The 19,615-nt window shown below is 63.8% G+C and carries 23 protein-coding genes; 6 read left to right on the forward strand and 17 right to left on the reverse strand.

The window, feature by feature from the left end:
• Nucleotides 1-8: 8 nt before the first annotated feature.
• From AC0L3A_RS03530 to AC0L3A_RS03570, 9 genes are all read right to left on the reverse strand, one after another.
• A complete protein-coding gene (locus AC0L3A_RS03530) occupies nucleotides 9-986 on the reverse strand; it encodes a TRAP transporter substrate-binding protein (RefSeq protein WP_007591093.1) in 978 nt (325 codons plus the stop codon).
• A gap of 35 nt (nucleotides 987-1,021) precedes the next feature.
• Nucleotides 1,022-2,335: a TRAP transporter large permease gene (locus tag AC0L3A_RS03535; RefSeq protein ID WP_007591091.1), complete on the reverse strand. Its 1,314-nt coding sequence runs from the start codon at nucleotides 2,333-2,335 to the stop codon at nucleotides 1,022-1,024.
• Nucleotides 2,336-2,337: 2 nt separating this feature from the next.
• Nucleotides 2,338-2,931 carry a TRAP transporter small permease gene (locus AC0L3A_RS03540; protein ID WP_007591089.1) on the reverse strand — a complete coding sequence of 198 codons (594 nt, stop codon included), beginning with the start codon at nucleotides 2,929-2,931 and terminating at the stop codon, nucleotides 2,338-2,340.
• A gap of 166 nt (nucleotides 2,932-3,097) precedes the next feature.
• Nucleotides 3,098-3,895 carry an MBL fold metallo-hydrolase gene (locus AC0L3A_RS03545; protein ID WP_007591086.1) on the reverse strand — a complete coding sequence of 266 codons (798 nt, stop codon included), beginning with the start codon at nucleotides 3,893-3,895 and terminating at the stop codon, nucleotides 3,098-3,100.
• A 13-nt stretch (nucleotides 3,896-3,908) separates the two neighbouring features.
• On the reverse strand, nucleotides 3,909-4,685 hold the full coding sequence (locus AC0L3A_RS03550; protein ID WP_219684310.1) for a TatD family hydrolase: 777 nt from the start codon (nucleotides 4,683-4,685) through the stop codon (nucleotides 3,909-3,911).
• 13 nt (nucleotides 4,686-4,698) lie between these two features.
• Nucleotides 4,699-6,693: a methionine--tRNA ligase gene (gene metG, locus AC0L3A_RS03555; RefSeq protein ID WP_473253601.1), complete on the reverse strand. Its 1,995-nt coding sequence runs from the start codon at nucleotides 6,691-6,693 to the stop codon at nucleotides 4,699-4,701.
• A 109-nt stretch (nucleotides 6,694-6,802) separates the two neighbouring features.
• Nucleotides 6,803-7,849, reverse strand: a complete 1,047-nt coding sequence (locus tag AC0L3A_RS03560) for a DNA polymerase III subunit delta' (RefSeq protein ID WP_007591080.1) — start codon at nucleotides 7,847-7,849, stop codon at nucleotides 6,803-6,805.
• On the reverse strand, nucleotides 7,846-8,532 hold the full coding sequence (tmk, locus tag AC0L3A_RS03565) for a dTMP kinase (RefSeq protein WP_007591078.1): 687 nt from the start codon (nucleotides 8,530-8,532) through the stop codon (nucleotides 7,846-7,848). Before tmk ends, AC0L3A_RS03560 begins: the two co-directional genes overlap by 4 nt.
• 2 nt (nucleotides 8,533-8,534) lie before the next feature.
• Nucleotides 8,535-9,797, reverse strand: a complete 1,263-nt coding sequence (locus tag AC0L3A_RS03570; RefSeq protein ID WP_007591076.1) for a D-alanyl-D-alanine carboxypeptidase family protein — start codon at nucleotides 9,795-9,797, stop codon at nucleotides 8,535-8,537.
• A 151-nt stretch (nucleotides 9,798-9,948) separates the two neighbouring features.
• Here AC0L3A_RS03570 and AC0L3A_RS03575 point away from each other — a divergent pair, with 151 nt between their 5' ends.
• Nucleotides 9,949-10,905: an alpha/beta fold hydrolase gene (locus AC0L3A_RS03575; protein WP_007591074.1), complete on the forward strand. Its 957-nt coding sequence runs from the start codon at nucleotides 9,949-9,951 to the stop codon at nucleotides 10,903-10,905.
• Here the strand turns inward: AC0L3A_RS03575 and AC0L3A_RS03580 are convergent.
• Together AC0L3A_RS03580 and AC0L3A_RS03585 are read right to left on the reverse strand one after the other, a co-directional pair.
• Complete coding sequence (locus tag AC0L3A_RS03580) at nucleotides 10,899-11,834, reverse strand: septal ring lytic transglycosylase RlpA family protein (protein WP_473253602.1); 936 nt, start codon at nucleotides 11,832-11,834, stop codon at nucleotides 10,899-10,901. The two genes, AC0L3A_RS03575 and AC0L3A_RS03580, sit on opposite strands and share 7 nt — an antisense overlap.
• Nucleotides 11,835-12,501: 667 nt before the next feature.
• On the reverse strand, nucleotides 12,502-12,816 hold the full coding sequence (locus AC0L3A_RS03585) for a hypothetical protein (RefSeq protein ID WP_007591066.1): 315 nt from the start codon (nucleotides 12,814-12,816) through the stop codon (nucleotides 12,502-12,504).
• 158 nt (nucleotides 12,817-12,974) lie between these two features.
• On the opposite strand from AC0L3A_RS03585, the gene AC0L3A_RS03590 reads away from it, so the two are divergent.
• Both AC0L3A_RS03590 and AC0L3A_RS03595 read left to right on the forward strand, forming a co-directional pair.
• Nucleotides 12,975-13,559 (forward strand): TIGR00645 family protein, encoded by a 585-nt coding sequence (locus tag AC0L3A_RS03590; protein WP_007591065.1) that lies wholly within the window; start codon nucleotides 12,975-12,977, stop codon nucleotides 13,557-13,559.
• Nucleotides 13,549-14,043, forward strand: coding sequence for a GNAT family N-acetyltransferase (locus AC0L3A_RS03595; RefSeq protein WP_473253603.1), 495 nt, complete (start codon nucleotides 13,549-13,551; stop codon nucleotides 14,041-14,043). The genes AC0L3A_RS03590 and AC0L3A_RS03595 overlap by 11 nt, the downstream gene beginning before the upstream one ends.
• Nucleotides 14,044-14,061: 18 nt before the next feature.
• Here the strand turns inward: AC0L3A_RS03595 and AC0L3A_RS03600 are convergent, their stop codons facing one another.
• The gene (locus AC0L3A_RS03600; protein ID WP_473253604.1) at nucleotides 14,062-14,379 is read right to left on the reverse strand and encodes a DUF1476 domain-containing protein; all 318 of its coding nucleotides are present in this window, start codon (nucleotides 14,377-14,379) and stop codon (nucleotides 14,062-14,064) included.
• Between the two features lie 251 nt (nucleotides 14,380-14,630).
• Between AC0L3A_RS03600 and AC0L3A_RS03605 the strand changes: the two genes are divergently transcribed.
• Nucleotides 14,631-14,855 carry a hypothetical protein gene (locus tag AC0L3A_RS03605; protein ID WP_007591061.1) on the forward strand — a complete coding sequence of 75 codons (225 nt, stop codon included), beginning with the start codon at nucleotides 14,631-14,633 and terminating at the stop codon, nucleotides 14,853-14,855.
• Nucleotides 14,856-14,904: 49 nt separating this feature from the next.
• Here the strand turns inward: AC0L3A_RS03605 and AC0L3A_RS03610 are convergent, their stop codons facing one another.
• The 3 genes from AC0L3A_RS03610 to AC0L3A_RS03620 form a co-directional block, all read right to left on the reverse strand.
• Nucleotides 14,905-15,096 (reverse strand): hypothetical protein, encoded by a 192-nt coding sequence (locus tag AC0L3A_RS03610; RefSeq protein ID WP_007591059.1) that lies wholly within the window; start codon nucleotides 15,094-15,096, stop codon nucleotides 14,905-14,907.
• A 138-nt stretch (nucleotides 15,097-15,234) separates the two neighbouring features.
• Nucleotides 15,235-15,930 (reverse strand): endonuclease/exonuclease/phosphatase family protein, encoded by a 696-nt coding sequence (locus AC0L3A_RS03615; RefSeq protein ID WP_473253605.1) that lies wholly within the window; start codon nucleotides 15,928-15,930, stop codon nucleotides 15,235-15,237.
• Entirely contained in the window at nucleotides 15,930-17,327 is a 1,398-nt protein-coding gene (locus AC0L3A_RS03620; RefSeq protein WP_473253606.1) for a VTT domain-containing protein, read from the reverse strand. The genes AC0L3A_RS03615 and AC0L3A_RS03620 overlap by 1 nt, the downstream gene beginning before the upstream one ends.
• On the opposite strand from AC0L3A_RS03620, the gene AC0L3A_RS03625 reads away from it, so the two are divergent.
• Nucleotides 17,328-18,017: a hypothetical protein gene (locus tag AC0L3A_RS03625; protein ID WP_473253607.1), complete on the forward strand. Its 690-nt coding sequence runs from the start codon at nucleotides 17,328-17,330 to the stop codon at nucleotides 18,015-18,017.
• 131 nt (nucleotides 18,018-18,148) lie between these two features.
• On the opposite strand, the gene AC0L3A_RS03630 is transcribed toward AC0L3A_RS03625, so the two are convergent.
• On the reverse strand, nucleotides 18,149-18,445 hold the full coding sequence (locus AC0L3A_RS03630) for a hypothetical protein (RefSeq protein ID WP_219684322.1): 297 nt from the start codon (nucleotides 18,443-18,445) through the stop codon (nucleotides 18,149-18,151).
• Nucleotides 18,446-18,605: 160 nt separating this feature from the next.
• Between AC0L3A_RS03630 and AC0L3A_RS03635 the strand changes: the two genes are divergently transcribed.
• Entirely contained in the window at nucleotides 18,606-18,812 is a 207-nt protein-coding gene (locus tag AC0L3A_RS03635) for a hypothetical protein (RefSeq protein WP_007591053.1), read from the forward strand.
• A 24-nt stretch (nucleotides 18,813-18,836) separates the two neighbouring features.
• On the opposite strand, the gene AC0L3A_RS03640 is transcribed toward AC0L3A_RS03635, so the two are convergent.
• Nucleotides 18,837-19,580 carry a DUF7168 domain-containing protein gene (locus AC0L3A_RS03640; RefSeq protein ID WP_473253608.1) on the reverse strand — a complete coding sequence of 248 codons (744 nt, stop codon included), beginning with the start codon at nucleotides 19,578-19,580 and terminating at the stop codon, nucleotides 18,837-18,839.
• Nucleotides 19,581-19,615: the final 35 nt, after the last annotated feature.

The following is a 19,615-nucleotide window of genomic DNA, read 5'->3' on the forward strand; positions in this document are numbered from 1 at the left end:
TCCTGCCCTCACATCTTCTTGTAGGCGTCAACCAAAGCCTGGCCGTCGGCTCCCGCCTTCTTGAGCCAGTCGGCGGTGAGCTGTTCGCCGATCTTCTGGAAGCCGGCCTTCAGGGCCGGGCTCGGCGGCTCGACCGTCATGCCCTTAGCCTTGAGCTGATCGATGTACCAGGTGCTCTTGTCCTGCCAAGCCTTCCAGCCGCGGGTTTCCGCGGTCGCGGCGGCCTTGAGGATGGCCTCCTGGGTCGGCTTGTCGAGCGCCTCGAACGCAGCCTTGTTGACGAAGGTGTAGTCCTTCGGGATCCAGGCTTGCACGTCATAGAAGTACTTCAGCGACTCCCATGCCTTCGCATCGTAGCCTGTGCCGCCTGACGACATGAAGGAGTTCACGACGCCGGTCGCAAGTGCCTGCGGCAGCTCGGCGGCCTGAATGGTGACGGACTGCGCACCGACCAGTTCGCCGATGCGCGCAGTTCCAACGTTATAAGCCCGCCATTTCAGGCCCTTCATGTCTTCGATGGTCGCAAGCGGCTTGCTGACATAGACGCCCTGCGGCGCCCACGGCACGACAAACAGGAGCTTGAGCCCCTGCGCCTCCAGCTTCTTCGTAATCAGCGGCTTCGACGCCTGGTACAGCTTCATGGCGTCCGGGAAGCTGGTCGCCAGAAACGGCACGACGTCGACCCCGAATACCGGATCCTCGTTCTCGTGGATCGACAGCAAGACTTCGCCCATCTGCGCCTGCCCGGTCATCACCGCGCGCTTGATGTCGGGCGCCTTGAACAGTGAGGCGCCCGGATGGACCGTGATCTGGAGCTTGCCGGACGTGGCGGCTTCGACGTCCTTGGCGAAGGCAACGAGGTTCTCGGAGTGCGGATTGTCGGCCGGATACGCCGCCGGCAGATTCCATTTGGTCTGAGCCAAAGCGGGTGTCGCGGCCAGCACGGCGCCGGCGATCAGGGATGCGCGGAATAAACGAGACATCATCGGGCTTCTCCTCACAGTCAATTCAAACGGTACGCTCAGTCTGGGAAAGCGAGCTTGGGCAAGAACATCACGATCTGCGGATATTCCGTGATGATGAACACGGCCGCGAGCAGCAGCACGAAGAACGGGAACGCCGCCCGCGCGACGGTCAAGGTATCACGCCCACTCATGTTCTGGAGCACGAACAGATTGAAACCGACCGGCGGCGTGATCTGCGCCATCTCGACGTGGATGATGAGATAGACGCCGAACCAGACCAGGTCGAGACCGGCCTGCTTGACCATCGGCAGCACGATCACGGCGGTCAGGACGATCATCGAGATGCCGTCGATCAGGCATCCCAGGATGATGTACATGATGCTCAGATACAGCGCGAGCATGCCCGGCGTGAGCTGCTGGCCCTGGACCCAGGTGGCGAGCGCCGCCGGAATGCCCGTATAGGCCATGGCTGCGGTCGTGTAGGCAGCGCCCGCCAGGATCAGCATGATCATGCAGGTCAAGCGCGTCGCGCTCATGATGCTCTCGAGGAAGTTCTTGCGCGTGAGCGTGCGGCTCCACCACGCCAGCAGCAGCGCGCCCGAAACGCCCCAGGCGGCGCATTCGGTCGCCGTCGCAAAGCCGAGCACGAGCGAGAGGAAGACCGCCAGGATCAGCAACAGGCAGGGCGCAAGCCTGGCCGACTCGCGCAGCTTCTGGCGAAACGGCATCGGGGGATCGCGCGGCGGAATCTTCTTCGGATTCAGCAGCGACCAGATGATGATGTAGCCGGAATAGAGCACCATCACGAGCACGCCGGGCAGAAAGCCGCCGAGGAACACCTGAAGCACGGAGACATTCGCCGTGACCGCATAGACCACCATCGGGATCGACGGCGGGATCAGCAGGCCGAGCGTGCCGGAGCCCGCGAGCGAGCCGAGACTGAGGCCCTTGTCGTAACCACGCTTGTCCAGTTCGGGCAGAGCAATCTTGCCGATGGTCGCACAGGTCGCCGCCGACGAGCCCGACACCGCCGCGAAGATGCCGCAGCCGATCACGTTGACATGAGTGAGGCGCCCCGGCAGCCACTGCACCCAGGGCGACAGGCCTCGAAACATCTCCTCGGATAATTTGGTGCGGAAGAGGATCTCGCCCATCCAGATGAACAGCGGCAGCGCGGCGAGCGTCCATGACGAGCTTGCGCTCCATGTCGTGGTCGCAAGCACCGAGCCGAGCGGCAGGCTCGTGGTCAGCGCCATCGCTACGAAGCCGACGAGGCCGAGCGAGACCGCGATCCAGATGCCGCTTCCCAGCAGCACGATCATGACGCCGAGCAGAATGAACGACAGTTCGATCATGCCGAGATTGGCCATCGTCAACCTCCGCCGCCCTGTGAGATCCGTTCGATGAATTCGTCCGGGGTCTCGTCCGGCGAGCCCTTCTCGTAGCTCGGCCGGTTGCCGCTGACGACACTGACCATTTCATCAATGAGCGCGATCGACAGGATCACGAGTCCGCCGGAAAACCCGAGCTGCGGAATCCAGAGCGGAAGCGCGACGACGCCCTGCGCCACGTCGTTGAAGCGCCAGGAATCGTAGGTCATCTGCACGGCATGCCGGGTGAAATAGAGGATGAAAGCAGCGGCAATGCCGAGGGCCACGACCTCCGCAACCTGTTTGGAGCGCCCATGCAAACGCTCCAGCAGCAGGCCGACCCGGATCATCTCGCCGCGCTTGAAGGTGTGAGCGAGGCCGAGGAATGCCATCGCGGCCATGCACCAGGAGGCGAAATCATCGCCGGCGGGAATGTTGACCGCAAACTGGCGCCCGATCGACATGATCATCATGATTGCAAAGATCGCAACCATGAAGGCGCCGGCGGCGTAGCCCGCACCGAGATAAAGGAGATCCAGCGCGCGTCGCACCGGTCCCCGGCTCGTGACATCGTCCCCTGCCAACGCGATCCCCATCCTCACACGAGGCGATTCAGACGGTCCCGGCGATCGCACGTCGCGCGCCGGTCCTGCATGAATATCGCCCCTGCCCAGCGCCCTGTCTTTCAGACGTTAGATCAACATGATGGGGCCAGCGCAAGCAAGGAGTATGCCGGCTCTCGCCGGAATTTCCACCGCAGGTTCAGCGGGTCTCGAGCCGCAGCCCGTCATACGCGGGCACCACTCCCGCCGGCAGCGACTGCCGGATCACCTCATAATCGACGTCGGCCGTCATGTTGGTGATGACGGCGCGCTTCGGCTTGAAGCGCTCGATCCAGGACAACGCGTCGTTGATGCTGAAATGGCTGACATGGCTGGTGTAGCGCAGGCCATCGACGATCCAGAGATCCAGATTTTCCAGGGCGCCCCAGCTCTCGCGCGGGATGTCGTTGAGGTCGGGTGTGTAGGCGGCATCGCCGATGCGATAGCCCAGCGCAGGAATGTTGCCATGCTGCACCAGGAAGGCGGTCATCGTCACCGGGCCGCCCTTCCCCTGGATGGTCTGGCTTTCACCAGCCTCGATCGACTGCGCCGTCAGGATCGGCGGGTAATCGCTGCCCGCCGGCGAGACGAAGCAATAGGAGAACCGCGACATGATGTCGTTCGCAGTCGTCTGGTTGAGATACGTCGGAATCCGCCGGCGCATGTGCATCACCACCGAACGCAGATCGTCCATGCCATGGGTCTGATCGGCGTGCTCGTGGGTCAGGAACACTGCATCGATGTGGTCGACATTGGTCGAGAGCAATTGCTCGCGCAGGTCCGGCGAGGTGTCGATCACGATACGCGTGGTGCCCTCGTCCGATGTCTGCTCGACCAGCAGCGAACAGCGGCGACGGCGGTTCTTGGGATTGTTGGGATCGCAGGCACCCCAGCCGAGTGCCGGGCGCGGCACGCCGGCGGAGGAGCCGCAGCCCAGGATCGTCAGCGTCAGCGTCATGCGGCTCCCAGTTCTAAGCTTTCACCCTGGAGAACAGGCGAAAGAAGTTTTCGCTTGTCTGGCGCGAGATCTCGTCAAACGACACGCCGCGTGTTTCGGCGAGCACTTTTGCGACCTCGACCACGTAGGCCGGTTCGTTGCGCTTGCCCCGGAACTTGCCCGGCGCAAGATAGGGCGAATCCGTTTCAACCAGAATACGGTCGGACGGGAGTTCGGCCGCAAGCGCGCGCAAGGCCTCGGACTTCTTGAAGGTCAGGATGCCCGTGAAGCCGATATAGAGCCCGAGCGAGACCGCCTTCAGCGCCAGCTCGCGCCCGCCGGTGTAACAATGCAACACCGCGCGAAACGATCCCTTTGCCGTCTCCTCTTCCAGGATACGGCCGCAATCCTCATCCGCCTCGCGGGTGTGGATCACCAGCGGCAAGCCGGTGGCGCGGGCGGCGGCGATGTGGGCACGAAAGCCCCTCGCCTGCGCCTCCGGCGAGCCGTTGTCGTAGAAATAGTCGAGCCCGGCTTCGCCGAGCGCGACGACCTTGGGGTGCTGCGTCAGTGCGATCAGCTCGTCCGGCGCGATGCCGTCTTCCTCGTCCGCGTTGTGCGGATGGGTGCCGACCGAGCAATAGACGTCGTCGTAGCGCTCGGCGATGGCCAGAAGCTGGTTCAGCTTTCTCACCCGCGTCGAAATGGTGACCATGCGGCCGATACCAGCCGCTCGCGCCCGCGACACGATCCCGTCGAGATCCTCCGCAAAGTCCGGAAAATCCAAATGGCAGTGGCTGTCGACCAACATGGTGCGAACGCCCTCAGGCTGCCGGCTCGATATAGCGCGGGAAGGCCGGCGTCGGCGCGGGCAGCGTTGTACCGGGCGCGATGCGCGTTGCGCCGCCGAGCGCGGCGAAGTTGCGCTCCCCTTCGGGGATCCCGAGGCTGTTCAACAGCAATCCCGAGGCCGTCGGCATCGCCGGCTGGGCCAGGATGGCGATCTGGCGCACGACTTCGGCGGTGACATAGAGCACCGTCCTCTGCCTGACAGGATCGGTCTTGGCGAGCGCCCACGGCGCTTCGCCCGCGAAATAGCGGTTGGCTTCGGCGACCACAGCCCATACGGCATTGAGCCAGTGATGGATTTGCTGCGTCGCCATCGCTTCGCGAGACGCCGCGAGCATGCCGTCAGCTTGTGACAGGATCGCCTTGTCGTTGTCGCTGAACTCGCCGGGCTCCGGGAGCACGCCGCCGAGCTGCTTGGCGATCATCGACAGCGAGCGCTGCGCGAGGTTGCCGAGATCGTTGGCGAGATCGGCATTGATGCGCGCGACGATGGCCTCGTGATTGTAGTTGCCGTCCTGGCCGAACGGGACCTCGCGCAGAAAGAAATAGCGCATCTGGTCGACGCCGTACTGGTCGGCGAGGTTGAAGGGATCAACCACGTTGCCGACCGACTTCGACATCTTCTCGCCCCTGCTGAACAGGAAACCATGGGCATAGACCCGCTTCGGAAGCGGGATCCCGGCCGACAGCAGGAAAGCCGGCCAGTACACCGCATGGAAGCGGATGATGTCCTTGCCGATGATGTGCACGTCGGCAGGCCAATAACGCCAGTTCTTGTCGCTCTCGTCGGGGAAACCGACGCCAGTGATGTAGTTGGTGAGCGCGTCGACCCAGACATACATCACGTGCTCTTCGTCGCCGGGCACCTTGACGCCCCAGTCGAACGTCGTGCGCGAGATCGACAGATCGCGCAGGCCGCCCTTGACGAAGCTCACCACCTCGTTCTTGCGGGAGTCGGGGCCGATGAAATTGGGCTGCGTCTCGTACAGCTTGAGCAGCCTGTCCTGATAGGCCGACAGGCGGAAGAAGTAGCTCTTCTCCTCGACCCATTCGACCGGCGTGCCCTGCGGCCCGAGCCGCACGCCGTCGTCGTTCAGGCGCGTCTCGTCCTCCGCGTAATAGGCTTCGTCGCGCACGGAATACCAGCCGGCATAGATGTCGGCATAGATATCCCCGTTCGCTTCCATGCGCCGCCATATCTCCTGGCTGGAGCGATGATGCTGTTCCTCGGTGGTGCGGATGAAACGGTCGAACGACACGTCGAGGCGCTCGTCCATCTGCTTGAAGCGGCCGGCATTGCGGGCTGCTAGCTCCGAGACGGACATTTTTTCGCTGGCCGCGGTCTGAACCATCTTCTGGCCGTGCTCGTCGGTGCCGGTCAGGAAGAACACGTCCTTGCCGTCGAGCCGCGCGAACCGCGCCAACGTATCGGTCGCGATCGCCTCGTAGGCGTGGCCTATATGTGGGCTGCCATTGGGATAGGCGATGGCGGTCGTGATGTAGAAGACTTTGTCGCGCGCGGGGACGGCCATGGGCGTGTTGGCCTGCGGCGCTGCGATGGACTTCGGCGCGCGCGGAGCCTTGGGCTTCGAGACATTGGGCTTCGGCGGCGCGGCGACAGGAGCTGGTGTGGCGGTCACGGCAGGCGTAGCCACCTTTGCCGTCTTGGCTATCTTCTTCGCCGAAGCCTCTTTTTTTGCCGAGGCCTTGGCTAGCTTTTTGGTCGCTGTCTTCACCGGCTTCTTTGCAACGACCTGCTTCTTCGCTGCCTTCTTTGCCGTCTTCGCGGCGCTCTTCCTCCCGCTTTTCTTGGCGGCTGTCTTTTTGGTCTTCGTGGCTTTCTTGACCTTTTTGGCAGCTTTGGGTGTGCGCGCCTTCACGGCCTTCTTCGCGGCTTTCTTGACGGCCTTCGTGGCAGCCTTCTTCTTGCTGCTCTTGCCCTTGGCGGTTTTCTTAGCTCGCGCTGCCACGACGAATTCCTTTACCGGCTTCTCGAAATTTGGAAACGAACCTGCGTTAGTTTATCGTCTTGAGCATGGCCCCATCGGAAAACCGCTGCACAGTTTTCCGGATCATGCTCTAGCGCGTCGCGTCCGCCAGCCAGCCGAACACCGAGAAAACCAAGGGCTTTCGCTCCAGATTGTAGGTTTCGGTGTCGCGCGCGGCGCGGACGATCTTTTCCCATACCTCAGCTAGGCGCGCAAGGCGCGGCAGATTCTGGTTGGCATTGGCCTCGTCGGCGTGCAGGCGTTCCGCGATCCAGCGATCGATGCCGTCGATGAAGGCGGCAAGCGCAACGCGGTCGCTGGTGCCGAGCGATTCGCCGAGCGTGTGCAATTCGCGCGGATCGACCTGCGGCAGTCGCGCCAGCAGCGCGGCCGTGCGCTGCTGGAGCTTCAGGGCGTCACCGCCGAGCAGCGTCAGCGCCCGCGCGACGCTGCCCTCGGACGCCTCCGCCGCCTCGCGCAACGCCGGATCATTCGGGTCGAGATCGGCAGCTGTTGCGGCTGCAGCAATCACGTCGTCGGTTGCGAGCGCGCGCAGGCGCAGCTTGCGGCAGCGCGACTGGATTGTGGCGAGCACACGCGCCGGCGCGTGGCTCACCAGCAGGAACAGCGATTGCTGCGGCGGCTCCTCGAGAATTTTCAGCAGCGCGTTGGCGGCATTCGGATTGAGCTCGTCGACGGTGTCGACGATGCAGACACGCCAGCCTTCGGCCGCTGCGGTCGAGCCGAAGAAGCCGATCGTCTCGCGCGTCTCGTCCACGGTGATCACGGTGCGCATCACGCCGCGATCATTGGCGGTGCGCTCCAGCGTCAGCAGGCCACCATGCGAGCTCGCCGCCACCTGCCGCGCCACGGCGTCATCACGATTGATGGCGAGGTCTTCGGCGCGCTGCACGAAGGGAGCGGACGGCTGGCCGTGAGCGAGCACGAAGCGCGCCATCCGATATGCCAGCGTCGCCTTGCCGATGCCTTGCGGCCCGCCAATCAGCCAGGCATGCGGGATGCGCCCGCTGCGATAGGCGGCCAGCAGCGCGGTCTCGGCCTCGCGATGGCCGAACAGAACGCTCGTCTCGCGCGGATGAGACATGGCAGTTTCGCGCTCGGTCTGACGCGGGCTCATATGGACACCACCGATGCCGGCGTCGGAAGCAGGCGATCGCGCAGCGCGGTCCAGACGCGCCCGGCAACCGTGTCGGGGTCAGAATTGGCGTCAATCAGCACGCAGCGCGCAGGATCGTCCGCTGCGATCTTGCGATAGGCCTCGCGCAGGCCCTGATGGAAACCGAGCTTCTCGGCCTCGAACCTGTCTGGCGTGCCGCTGCCGCGGCGAGCGGCCGCGCGCTGCAAGCCGATCTCGACCGGCAGGTCCAGAATGATGGTGAGGTCCGGTTTGAGATCGCCGATCGTGACCCGCTGCATCGCGTTGATCAGCGCCGCCGGCACCTGGCCGAGGCTGCCCTGATAGGCCCGCGTCGAATCGGCGAAGCGGTCGCAGAGCACCCAGGTGCCCTGGTTGAGCGCAGGCTGGATCACGGTGCGGACATGGTCGTCGCGGGCCGCCGCGAACAGCAGCGTCTCGGCCTCGGGTCCGAGCAGCTTGCCCATGCCTGACAGCACGAGGTGGCGCATGATCTCCGCGCCGGGCGAGCCCCCCGGCTCGCGGGTGACGAGGATGCGCATCCTGGCCGCCTTGAGACGGTCGGCGAGCTTCTTGATCTGGGTCGACTTGCCCGTGCCCTCGCCGCCTTCAAAGGTGACGAAACGCCCGCGTCCGGACGGCCACTTGACCGCGCTTTCACTCATGATCAGAGCTTCTCGGCGCCCGCACGGAACATGCCGATCACGAGCTCGCTGGCGCCGTCGATTGCACGCCGTACGGTCGAGCCGGTGCCGATCGCGTCAGCGGCATAGACCGGCGTCTCCACCGCGATGTTGCCGCTGCGCCAGACCCTGACCAGCCCGACCTTCTGCCCAGCCTCGACCGGCGCGCGCACCGGACCGCTATAGACGACGCGCGCGATCAGCTTGTCGGTGCCGTTCTTGTGCACCATCACTTTCACGGGCGTCTTGGCGACCAGTCTCACCGAGCGGCTCTCGCCGCCGAACACCTTGGCGTAGCCGACGGGCTGATCGGCCGCGATCAGCGTGCGGGTCTCGAAATTGCGAAAACCCCATTCCAGCATCTTCTTGGCTTCGGTGGCGCGATCTTCGGGGTCTTCCAGCCCGTTGACGACGACGATCAGCCGCGTGCCGTTCTGCACCGCCGAGCCGACCATGCCGTAGCCGCCTTCCTTGGTGTAGCCGGTCTTCAGTCCGTCGGCGCCTTCCATCGAATTGAGCAGCGGATTGCGATTGGGCTGGCGGATCTTGTTCCAGGTGTATTCCTTCTCGCCGAACAGTTTGTAGAATTCGGGGAAGTCGAGGATGATGTGCCGGGCGAGGATGCCGAGCTCGCGCACCGTCATCTTGTTGGCGGGGTCGGGCAAGCCGTTGGAATTGCCGAAGGTCGACTTCGTCAGGCCAAGCTCGCGGGCGCGCTTGGTCATGAAGTCGGCGGCGAAAATCCGCTCGTTGCCCGCCATGGCTTCGGCCAGCGCAATGCAGGCATCGTTGCCGCTCTGGATGATCGCCCCGTGCAGGAGATCGTCCACCGTGACCTTGCTGTTGATCGCAGCGAACATGGTCGAGCCGCCGGAAGGGGCGCCGCCCCTGCGCCAGGCGTTCTCGCTGATCCGGTATTCGTCAGTCAGCTTGATGTCGCCCTTCTTGATGGCGTTGAAGACGACCTCGGCGGTCATCAGCTTCATCATGCTGGAGGGCGCGCGCAGCTCGTCGGCGTTCTTCTCGAACAGCACACTGCCGCTCGAGGCCTCGATCAGGATAGCGGTCGGGGCGTCGCCGTCGAAGCCGGAGTCATCCGTTTTCTTGGCGCCCTGGACGCTCTGGTTGGCGGCGTAGAGGGCTCCGCCCCAGCCGATTGCCGCCACCAGAGCCGTCGCGATCAGCCCACGCGCCAGCGCTCCGGCGGTGAACCGGGGGCGCCCAAACGAGGAAAGATGAAATTCCATGGCCAAGCCCTGAGAGCGGCGTTCTAACAGTTGGAGCGGGTGCGAACAACACGGGGTGGCCGCTTGTCCCGAGATTGCACGATTCTCGTCCCGCCCCTATCGTGGCACCTCAGATTTTCTGACCAAACCCCTGAAACAAGGCGGAAAAGCGATGTCCTCCACCCGCGTGATCAAGGCCAACGGCATCGATCTGTTCATCCGTGAAGCCGGTCAGGGTCCGCTGGTGGTGCTGTGCCATGGCTGGCCGGAACTCTCCTATTCCTGGCGCCACCAGATCCCGGCGCTGGCGCAGGCCGGCTTTCGTGTCGTCGCCCCCGACATGCGCGGCTATGGCCAGAGCTCAGCGCCGCCCGAGGCGACAGCCTATTCGATCTTCGACACGGTCGGCGACATCGTCGGCCTCGTGCAGGCGCTTGGCGAGAGCAAAGCGATGGTGGTCGGCCACGATTGGGGTGCACCGGTGGCCTGGCACGCGGCGCTGTTCCGGCCGGACATCTTCACGGCGGTCGCCGGCCTGAGCGTGCCGCCGCCGTTCCGCGGCCGCGGCAAGCCGCTCGACCTCCTGCGCCAGGGCGGCATCACCAACTTCTATTGGCAGTATTTCCAGGCACCCGGCGTTGCCGAAGCCGAGTTCGAGCGTGACGTCGCGCGGACCATGCGCATCGTGCTCGGCGGGCGCGGCCTTGCCGATCCCTCCGCAGCCATGTTCGTGCTGGAGGGCAAGGGATTCCTCGGCCACGGCAACCCGGAGGAGCCTCTGCCGGCCTGGCTCAGCGAGACTGACCTTGCCTATTTCACCGAAACCTTCCGCAAGTCCGGTTTTCGTGGCGGGTTGAACTGGTATCGCAACCTCGACCGCAATTGGGAGCTGACGGCGCCCTGGCAGGATGCGCAGATCCATCAGCCCTCGCTCTTCATTGCCGGTTCGAAAGACGCCGTCATCACCGGCCTGATCGGAGCCAAGCGCATCAACGAGCTCGAGCGCGTGCTGCCCAATCTGAAGCGAAAGCTGATCATCGAGGGCGCCGGCCATTGGGTCCAGCAGGAGCGGCCCGACGAGGTGAATGCGGCGCTGGTGAGTTTCTTGAAGGAAAGCGCCGCTCAGTAGAGGCCGCGGCCGCTCAGGATGCCGCGGGCCTCGGCAGCGCCGTCCGAGGCGTAGGCGCCGGACGGAGCGCTCTCGGTCGCGTAGCGGCCGTCCCCGTCATAGGACACGGCGCGCGCGTTCTGGAGCGCCCGGCCCCGGTTGCGGCTCGAGGCCGACATTTCCGAGGTCGCACTGAGTGAAGCCATGTCGGCGGAGGTGTTGCCGAGATTGTAGGGCCGTCCCTCGGGCGTCGGAACTTCGCCGCGCATGGCGCCGCGGTTCGACGACGGCAGCTCCGGCACGAAGGGTCGCGCGGAGGCGACCCGGACCATCGAGGGCGACGGCGCCGGGGTCCCGGTGCGCAAGGTGGCCATCAGCTGGCGGTCGTCGGAGCCTTCCAGCGGCGCCCGGCCGACATATTCGACGCGGACCTTGGCGACCCCATTGCCTTTGAATTCAAGCAGTTCGGCGGCCTTGTTCGAGACGTCGATGAGCCGGTTGCCGTGATAGGGCCCGCGGTCATTGACGCGGACGATCAGCGACTTGCCGTTTGAGACGTTGGTCACCCGCGCATAGGACGGCATCGGCAGGGTCGGATGCGCCGCCGTCAGCGAGCCCATGTCGAACACTTCGCCATTGGCGGTCAGGCGGCCGTGGAAATCGTCGCCGTACCAGGACGCCATTCCCTCGGCGCGGTAGTTGACGTCCTCTTCGGGAACATAGGTCCGGCCGCCCACCACATAGGGCTTGCCGACGCGGTAGGCGCCGCCGCCCTTCGGGACCGGATCACCCAAAGCCACGACCCGGGGGCTCGAGGACACGCCGTATTTCGGATCGACCCGGCTGGCGAATTTGTTGGAGGATGCGCAATTGGCGAGCGCAAGGCAGGTCGCGACCGCCGCAACACCGCGCGCGGCCCGCAAAACCGAATCTGACCGTCGGATCCCCATTCGCCCCAAATACCACTTTGCCGGAGGCGTACCTAACCCGCTTTGACTACGGGCAGCGCTGTCCGGTCCTTTGCTCCAAGGCGGCCCACCACCGCGTCGGAAGTGGTAACGATAACGCAACCCGAACACGGCGGAAATGGGGAGCCCACAACGATCCCGCCGGGATGGTAAACGGGGCGTCTGCGTTCGCCCCGTTGAACTACGGGGCGCGGGCGCCCTGCTCTGTGCCACGGCTGGACATTCTGTTGCGCCAAATCCTCACTCCACCCCCATTGTCGCGCCGCTCCCTGGAATTCTTTTGACTGTGCAAGGCCGCCCGCGTTTTCTCGCGTGCAGGGCGGAATGGAATGAGACGATGATCGAGACGGTTTCGGCACTGATGGGTTTGGTAAGCGCGGGGATCTTCCTGGCCCATGCGTTTGAAGGTTACCGCACGAGGGCCTGAGGCACTCGCGCGGACGGCAAGCATCACCCTTTCAAGACGGCGCGTTCGGACATTTTTAGTCGATCCGATCGAGCATCGCAGACGAGAGCGGCAGGTGTCCCATGCGCAACCATGACCTCGTATCCGATGGCTTCCTGGCATTGACCGCCGGCGGTTTGGTCTTGCTGTGCTCCAGCCTCGTGGCATTGGCCTTCGCCTGAGCACCCAGCACGAAAAATACGCTTACCGCAGTCCAAGCAGCGAACGCCGATAGAGGCTGTCGCGGGCTTCGCTCAAGCAGACGAAGCTGCCGGTAAAACCCTGGCCGTACCGCTTCTGGCTTTTGCCGTAGTAGACACCTTTGCTGAAATCGAGCCAGACGACCCGGTCGTGCGGGCAATGACGCTGCGCCTGCGCCTCGTAGCGAAATGGCGTCAGCGGTGTGGCCGATACCTCAGCGCCGCCGCAGCCGACCAGGATTGCAGCAGAGAGCGCAATCGCGCCGGGCCATTTGCCGAAGCTGCTGCTAGATACTCCGCAAGATAGTCCGCAAGCCACCACCCGCCTCCCGATCCTGGCCGTCGCACGAAGGCCGCTCGGGCACGATAGCACGAAACAGCACGGTCCTCGGAAAGCGACAGGCGCCTCACGTCTTCCGCGGGCCATCTTGTCGGGTTACAGGAAGCGGGATGATCTTGGTGCGAGGATGCTGCTGAATGTCGGTTGAGCCTGGACCCGAACTCCGCACCGAACCGCGCCTGCCCTTGCCGCGCCTGGGCTTGATCGCGATGATCATCTTCGGCTCGCGCTGGCTGCAGCTGCCGCTCTATTTCGGTCTGATCGTGGCGCAATGCGTCTACATCGTGCTGTTCCTGAAGGAGCTCTGGCATCTGTCCTGGCACGCGATTGATCTCACCGAGCAGCAGATCATGATGAGCGTGCTGGCGCTGATCGACGTTGTGATGATCTCCAACCTGCTCGTGATGGTCATTGTCGGCGGCTACGAGACCTTCGTCTCGCGGCTCGACCTTCAGGGTCATCCGGACGAGCCGGAATGGCTCGGCCACGTCAACGCGAGCGTGCTGAAGATCAAGCTCGCCATGGCCATCATCGGCATCTCCTCGATCGCGCTCCTGCGCACCTTTATCGAGGCCGGCAATCTCGGGTCGAACCGCGCCGGATTCACCGAGACTGGCGTGATGTGGCAGGTGCTGATCCACCTCACCTTCATCGTCTCGGCCCTAGGCATAGCCTACGTCGACAAGCTCAGCGACTCCGGAATGCGCAAACATGCCGAGTAATGACCGCCCGCGCTCCGCCGATGGAGAGCTGTCTTTCAGGGCGGCACGCGCGGACGATGCGAAAGCGGTGTTCGACATCACCAAGGCTTCAATCGCAGGTCTGGCGCACGGATGCTATTCGCCGGCGCAGATCGAGAACTGGATGGGTGAGCGCACGCCCCGCTTCTACCAAGAGCTCATCGCCAGGGGACGCATGACCGTCTGCCTTCGCAACGGCGTCATCGTCGGCTTCGTCGACGCCGAGCCGGGCGAGGTCGCCCGATTGTTCGTACTGCCCGAGGCCGCCGGCTCCTGGCTTGGCCAGCGATTGCTCGACATCGGCATCGCCCAGGCGCGTGACGGACATAGCGGACCAATCCGTCTCGAAGCCACGATCAATGCCGAAGTCTTCTACCAACGATACGGCTTCAGAAGCACTGGCAGAGGGCAATTCTCTCACGGCCTCGGCGGCGAGCCCATCGAGATCGTCTACATGGAGCTGTGAGCGCCGACGGCGCGCCGTTCAGGATTTTGCCGCGAGCTGCTGAACCGCCTGTTGCAGGCATTCCTGGAACTTCTGGCCGACCTGTTCGCGCGATACGCCCCTGGCGGTAAGATCGGCCGAGACTTTGCCCACGACGTCGTCCATCGACTGGTTCTCCAGATGGTCCGTCACCAACGCCGTCGCGTAGCTGGCCGCGGCATCGCCGCTGAGGCCGAGCTGGGTGGCGGCCCAGAGCCCGAGGAGCTTGTTGGACCGGGCCGTGGCCTTGAACATGAGTTCCTCGTCGTGGACGAATTGGGCCTCGAAGCCCTGCTCGCGCTTGTCGAACGTGGTCATGGTCAGCTCCATTTCGGTTTTCGCTGATCGGGGTCGGACTGGCTGGAAGCGAACGTCTGCGTGGTTCAAATCTGGATCGTTGGAAGCTTCCGGCGGAAGCCAAACGCCGTCAAGCCCGCTGGGCGTGCCCAGACCGGGGGTGTGCAGGTCACCCACCAGCTCTACGCCAGCCAACCCGGCTAGGCAGAGATGTTTACCATTGATTAAGCAGACTCAGCGCCCCATGGCCCGGAGACATCGAGAGCTGACGCATGAACAAAGAACTGCGGGAGTTTCGACGGCTTGAACGGGTCTGCCTTGAGCAGGCAGCCCTCTCCACCATGGACCTGGCGCGAAGCGGGTTGCTCAAGGTCGCCGACGATTGTCGCGTCGCAGCCGAAGCGATCGAGGCGCAATCGCCTCGCAGATCTTTCGCAACCGCCGTTCAGGCGCTGAAGCAGGCGTTGAGCGTGACGCGCGTCCCTCACCGGCACTGAGGCCGGCGCTCGCGGGCAAAGACATTTTCGACGGGGCGACCGCGTGCGCTCAGCCCTTCGCTTCAGTCTGTTCACGTGCCAACCGTTCGGCTCTCAGCCGTTCCTTGTTGGCATAAAACGCCTTCTGCGCCGCTTCATGATCGCGCATGGCTTTTTCGGCTTCGATACGGCGTGTCGCATCGCGCGCCTGCCGCTGTTCGGGGGTCAAGGGCTTGCGCCGGTAGGAAATGTCTTCCGTCATGGCCAGATAACGCGGGGGTCAGGAAAGGGTTCCCCTTGGTCCCGCCGGGCGGCAGCGTGGGCCGACGGCATAAATGTTCGAAAACAACCCCATGCACAGTAGCCAAGTCCTTCTGCAGAAAGAACTTTTTTATCGCGCTTAAGACGCGTTTGACCCGCCGGCGATCTCGATGTCTGCAATAACGGGCAAATGGTCTGAGTAAGCCCGCGCCCCTTGGTCGGTCGAAACCTTCCCGATCGGGCTGTCGGAGGTCGCATAGATCCGGTCAAGCCGCAGCAGGGGCAAATGCGACGGGAAAGTTCGCAGCCGCGTACGGTTCGGGCAGGCCTGCGCGAGCACGCGCCGCACCGATTTGATCCAGAACCAGTCGTTGAAATCCCCGAGGACGACGGTCCTTCCAGGTCTCACCAGGCTCACCAGCGCCTGAGCCTGCGCATGGCGCTCGTGGATGCTCAAGCCGAGATGCGTGGCCACCACGCGGACATCGCCGACCGGCGTCAGCAGTCCCGCGGCGATCGCTCGGCGCGGCTCCCGCTCACGATACGACACGTCGACGATCTCGGGCGGGCCGGAGAATGGGAAGCGGCTCAGCAGCGTCTGGCCGTATTCGCCATCGGCCGTGACGATCGACTTGGCGTGAACACGGTGATCGCCGACGACACTCGCCAGCTTCGCAAACGGATCGTCCGATCGGGATCGCGAATCCACCTCCTGAAGCGCGACGACATCGGGAGCCCATTTGCGAATGATGGAACAGATCCCCTCGAGATCGAATTTCGGATTGAGATTGAAGGTGCCATGCACATTCCATGTCATGAAGCGCATCGGCGCCATCAGCGCCTCCCGGCGAGCCACGTCGCGACGAATTGCGCGCCTGCGCAGATCGCGAGCCAGCCCAGGAACGCCAGTGCGAGCAGCAATATGTTGGTCCAGGACGCATTCCTGGCGAGATCTGCGATCTGAGCACCCAAAACTGCCATGGCGAGAATGCCCGGCGTCATGCCGAGCAGCGTTCCGACCAGGAAGTCACGCAGCGGCAGCGTGCTCGCGCCAGCCACGACATTCACCACCGAGAACGGTGCGATCGGAATCATCCGGATGACGACGACGGCCAGAATGCCCTTGCCGACAACACGCTCCTGGATGCGCGCGGTACGTCGTCCGAGCAAACGCTGGAGGCGCTCGCGGCCGAGTGCCCGCCCGATCGCAAACAGGACAAAGGCGCTGAGCACGACCCCCGTCATGGCGGTGACGAAACCTAGCCATGGTCCGAGTGCGGCAGCAGTTGCCGCAATGAGCACGAGAACCGGAAACACGACCAACCCGCCGACGACGAAAGCCGCTATCGCGAATGGCGGCCCCCAGACGGACTGCGAATAGGCAGACAGAAGCGTCGACATCCGGCCGGCGTCGGCGAAATCGCTCAAGGACGTGTAGGACCAGGCCATTGCGAGTCCGCAAAGCGCCACGGCTATCGAGACCATCCCGATGATCGTCTTCGTGCTCCACATGCGCGATGCCGCCCGCTCCAGATGAAGAGGCCGCTCAGGGTCCGCCACCGGCTGAACCATCGTGGCCAGAGCGCTGGTCAGGACCGAAGATTCCACGTCGCGCAGCGCCTTCGTCCCACCTTCTCTTGAGACGTCGTCCAGGAGCGCAAATAGACGATCGTCGTTCTGCGCGACGGTCTGTTCATCGAGGCCGCAGAAATGGGCGATCAGGCGACGGCGGACCGAAGCGATGAAATTTCGATGCTCGTCCGATGTGGCTTCAAAGATCAGGTCACATTCGCTGTCGGCGCCCATCGATCGATTGTTTAGATTGGCCGAACCGATCCTCAAGATCCGATCGTCGACGATCATGAGCTTGCTGTGCACCATCACGGCCGCTTCCGTGTCCCCGTTCCCCGACACCGGGTAGACGAAGCGGATACGATCGGCGATGCCGGCTGAACTGAAGCAGTCGATGAAGGCGCCCCGGCCGTTCTGCATGGCCTGGGATTCCAGCCACGAGGAATGCAGTTTCGGAGTGACGACCACAACCCGAAGCGAAGGCACACGCAGCATCTGCTCCGCCAATTCGCGCGCGATCTTGGTGGCGCTGGTGAACTGGTTCTCGATGTACACGAAGCTCGTCGCTGACCGGATCGCTGCGATCAACGAGCGTTCGACTTCCCGGAGCGTCGAACCTGTCGGACAAACCACCTCGGTCCTGGCGATACCCACCGGCATATGCTCAGCTTCCACGGGCACATTCGCCGGCCAGCGCAAGCTCTTCAGCGGGCGCCGATCGTCAATCTGTTGGCCTGCCGCGCGCCAGCGTTGCTCCGCGAGGTCGAACAGCCACGCCGCCGCATCCCCGTCGACTATGCATTGAACATCATGAAACGGCAGGTATGGCTTGCCCTGGGGATCACAGCGCGATGCGTGATCGGCGCGATGGTCACTCGTGTCCCAGCGCCTGATCGTCAGATCGAGTCCGCCGACGAACGCCAGCGAACCGTCGACACAGACGATTTTCTGGTGTTGGGCCGACCCAAATGGAAGTGTGGAATCAAGATAAAACCGGACGCGGCCATCTGTGTCGGCGGTGAATTTCGCCGCGGAATTCCATTCCCTCTCGGAAGCGTAGAACGAGACAAAGTCCCAGATGAGAATGTTGATGCGCAAGGTGGGACGTCGCTGGACCAGCGCGCGCAGGAACGGGCCGAGCTGTTCCGGCAAGCCATCATCCGCTCGCCCGGACTCGCCGACCAGCCTGGTTTCACTATGGATATCCCAACCGACGATATAAACGAGGTCCTGCGCCTGCAGCAGGGCCTCCCGCAGGGCCGCGAAATAAGCGGCAGCATCGTTGAGAACCGCCACACGCCGCGCCTCGCACCGCCGCCAGACGGTGTCGCCGGGGATCAGGGTCGATGAGCTCTGAAGCAGGGAGGCCTCGCAATTTGCGTTCGCGTTGAAACGCGCTGAACGCGGAAGGGGTTCCCCAACCAGAACCAGGCTGACCGTTCGGCGTGTGCGGATTCCAGCGCCACAGTCTCCCCTCGCCGCTACTTGGTTCGGACAGTCTTTGCACCTGCGCCTTTCAAGGCGTCCGCAATCTTCTCGGGCGCATCGCCGTGAAAGTCCACGGAGACCTCGATTGGACCTTCCAGCTTCTGGTGCCCCTCCGGCGCAGGCGCGGCCTTGGCGTCAGGACCGGCGGTGCGTGTCCCCGACGTGTTCGCGCCACCGGCGGCCTGGACGAAGACGTCGCTTCGCGGCACGCCGCATTCCTGCACGACATGCTCAATCGCAAGCTCGGCGCCGCGGCGCGTGTCGAATTCTCCGATGATCGTACTTTCCAAGGGCGCCCTCCGTAGCTGGACGAGAGTGCGAACAACAGGCCAACGAGGGCCAGGTTCCTGAACGCGATTGCGTTCCTGGCAGCGTTTTAGGACGCGCGAACAAGAACCAATCCAAGAACCAATCCAAGAACCAATCATTGCGCGGGACGTTGAGTCCGCGATGTCAGACGCTTTTGATTATTTCCGGGCGCACGCGGTCCGGGCCCTTTGCAAGGCCCGGGCGATGCCGCGCGGACGAATGAAGCATCTCCAAACCGTCGTGGCCCGGATCTACCACCTGCTGACCAAAGAGGCTGCCTACGGGCCGAACCTGCAGCATATGGACGACTTCCGCGCAGCCCAGAAGCTCGAGAAATCGATCGACTGAACTGCAATGACGGTGAGGCTGCGTTCAGCTTCCCTTACGAGCTGTCCCTGCCTGCGACCCGCCAAGCCCGGGATTGATGGCGAGCGACGCACCGGCGGCGCCGCCGGCTTCATAGGCCGTCATCGATACCATCCGGCTGGCGCTGCGCTGGGTCCGCATCTTCAGGTCGAGTTTGTCGAACTCCGCATCGACCACCGAGGTCTTGAGAACCACCAGCCCGCGGCCGGTGCTTTCGTTGACCTGATCGCGACTGGCCTTGATCGCCACCAGCCTCTGCGCGATTGAGGCCACCATGCCGAGCGCGAAGGAAGCATTGGCCAGGTGCCGCTGCTGGTGCCGGAACCTGCTGTAGTCGAGCGAAGTCTTGAAGCGTCCAAGTTCGGCGCGCACAGCGCCGTCGATCAATTCAGCCAGATAATGCGCGACCTCGATATCGGCGCCGAGGCCGAAGAACACATAACTGTTCTCGCCGGCCGCGTTCTTCTCGCGCCAGACCCGACAATCGCAGAAAAGAGCGATCGCGCCGATGCAGTCGTCCAGCGGAATTCGCTTCTTGCGAAAAGTCTCGTAGACCCTCCGTTCGCATGGCGACGCCCGCAGTTCTACGTCGGACAGCGACAAATCGTGGCGATCCAGCAGCTCGGCAACCTTGGCGGCCGCAGACAGCGCCTCGTCCTCGGTGCAGCCATTGGCGATCGTCTTGGCGCGCAACGCCTGGATGCGGAGCTTGAGCTTGTCGAGCGCTGCCGGATTGGATGTTGGATTCACGGATTACCTGCCCCGGAAAGCCTGACCGATAGACC

Source organism: Bradyrhizobium sp. MI1.3 (assembly GCF_055811695.1).

Coding starts and splice junctions, on each gene's coding strand:
- AC0L3A_RS03580 (WP_473253602.1), bottom strand. CDS start 11,834: ATGGGGATCCGACGGTCAGATTCGGTTTTGCGGGCCGCGCGCGGTGTT.
- AC0L3A_RS03605 (WP_007591061.1), top strand. CDS start 14,631: ATGAACAAAGAACTGCGGGAGTTTCGACGGCTTGAACGGGTCTGCCTT.
- AC0L3A_RS03570 (WP_007591076.1), bottom strand. CDS start 9,797: ATGGAATTTCATCTTTCCTCGTTTGGGCGCCCCCGGTTCACCGCCGGA.
- AC0L3A_RS03530 (WP_007591093.1), bottom strand. CDS start 986: ATGATGTCTCGTTTATTCCGCGCATCCCTGATCGCCGGCGCCGTGCTG.
- AC0L3A_RS03620 (WP_473253606.1), bottom strand. CDS start 17,327: ATGCCGGTGGGTATCGCCAGGACCGAGGTGGTTTGTCCGACAGGTTCG.
- AC0L3A_RS03575 (WP_007591074.1), top strand. CDS start 9,949: ATGTCCTCCACCCGCGTGATCAAGGCCAACGGCATCGATCTGTTCATC.
- AC0L3A_RS03610 (WP_007591059.1), bottom strand. CDS start 15,096: ATGACGGAAGACATTTCCTACCGGCGCAAGCCCTTGACCCCCGAACAG.
- AC0L3A_RS03545 (WP_007591086.1), bottom strand. CDS start 3,895: ATGACGCTGACGCTGACGATCCTGGGCTGCGGCTCCTCCGCCGGCGTG.
- tmk (WP_007591078.1), bottom strand. CDS start 8,532: ATGAGTGAAAGCGCGGTCAAGTGGCCGTCCGGACGCGGGCGTTTCGTC.
- AC0L3A_RS03635 (WP_007591053.1), top strand. CDS start 18,606: ATGTCAGACGCTTTTGATTATTTCCGGGCGCACGCGGTCCGGGCCCTT.
- AC0L3A_RS03540 (WP_007591089.1), bottom strand. CDS start 2,931: ATGGGGATCGCGTTGGCAGGGGACGATGTCACGAGCCGGGGACCGGTG.
- AC0L3A_RS03615 (WP_473253605.1), bottom strand. CDS start 15,930: ATGGCGCCGATGCGCTTCATGACATGGAATGTGCATGGCACCTTCAAT.
- AC0L3A_RS03595 (WP_473253603.1), top strand. CDS start 13,549: ATGCCGAGTAATGACCGCCCGCGCTCCGCCGATGGAGAGCTGTCTTTC.
- AC0L3A_RS03625 (WP_473253607.1), top strand. CDS start 17,328: ATGCTCAGCTTCCACGGGCACATTCGCCGGCCAGCGCAAGCTCTTCAG.
- AC0L3A_RS03600 (WP_473253604.1), bottom strand. CDS start 14,379: ATGACCACGTTCGACAAGCGCGAGCAGGGCTTCGAGGCCCAATTCGTC.
- AC0L3A_RS03550 (WP_219684310.1), bottom strand. CDS start 4,685: ATGTTGGTCGACAGCCACTGCCATTTGGATTTTCCGGACTTTGCGGAG.
- AC0L3A_RS03590 (WP_007591065.1), top strand. CDS start 12,975: ATGTCGGTTGAGCCTGGACCCGAACTCCGCACCGAACCGCGCCTGCCC.
- AC0L3A_RS03560 (WP_007591080.1), bottom strand. CDS start 7,849: ATGAGCCCGCGTCAGACCGAGCGCGAAACTGCCATGTCTCATCCGCGC.
- AC0L3A_RS03535 (WP_007591091.1), bottom strand. CDS start 2,335: ATGGCCAATCTCGGCATGATCGAACTGTCGTTCATTCTGCTCGGCGTC.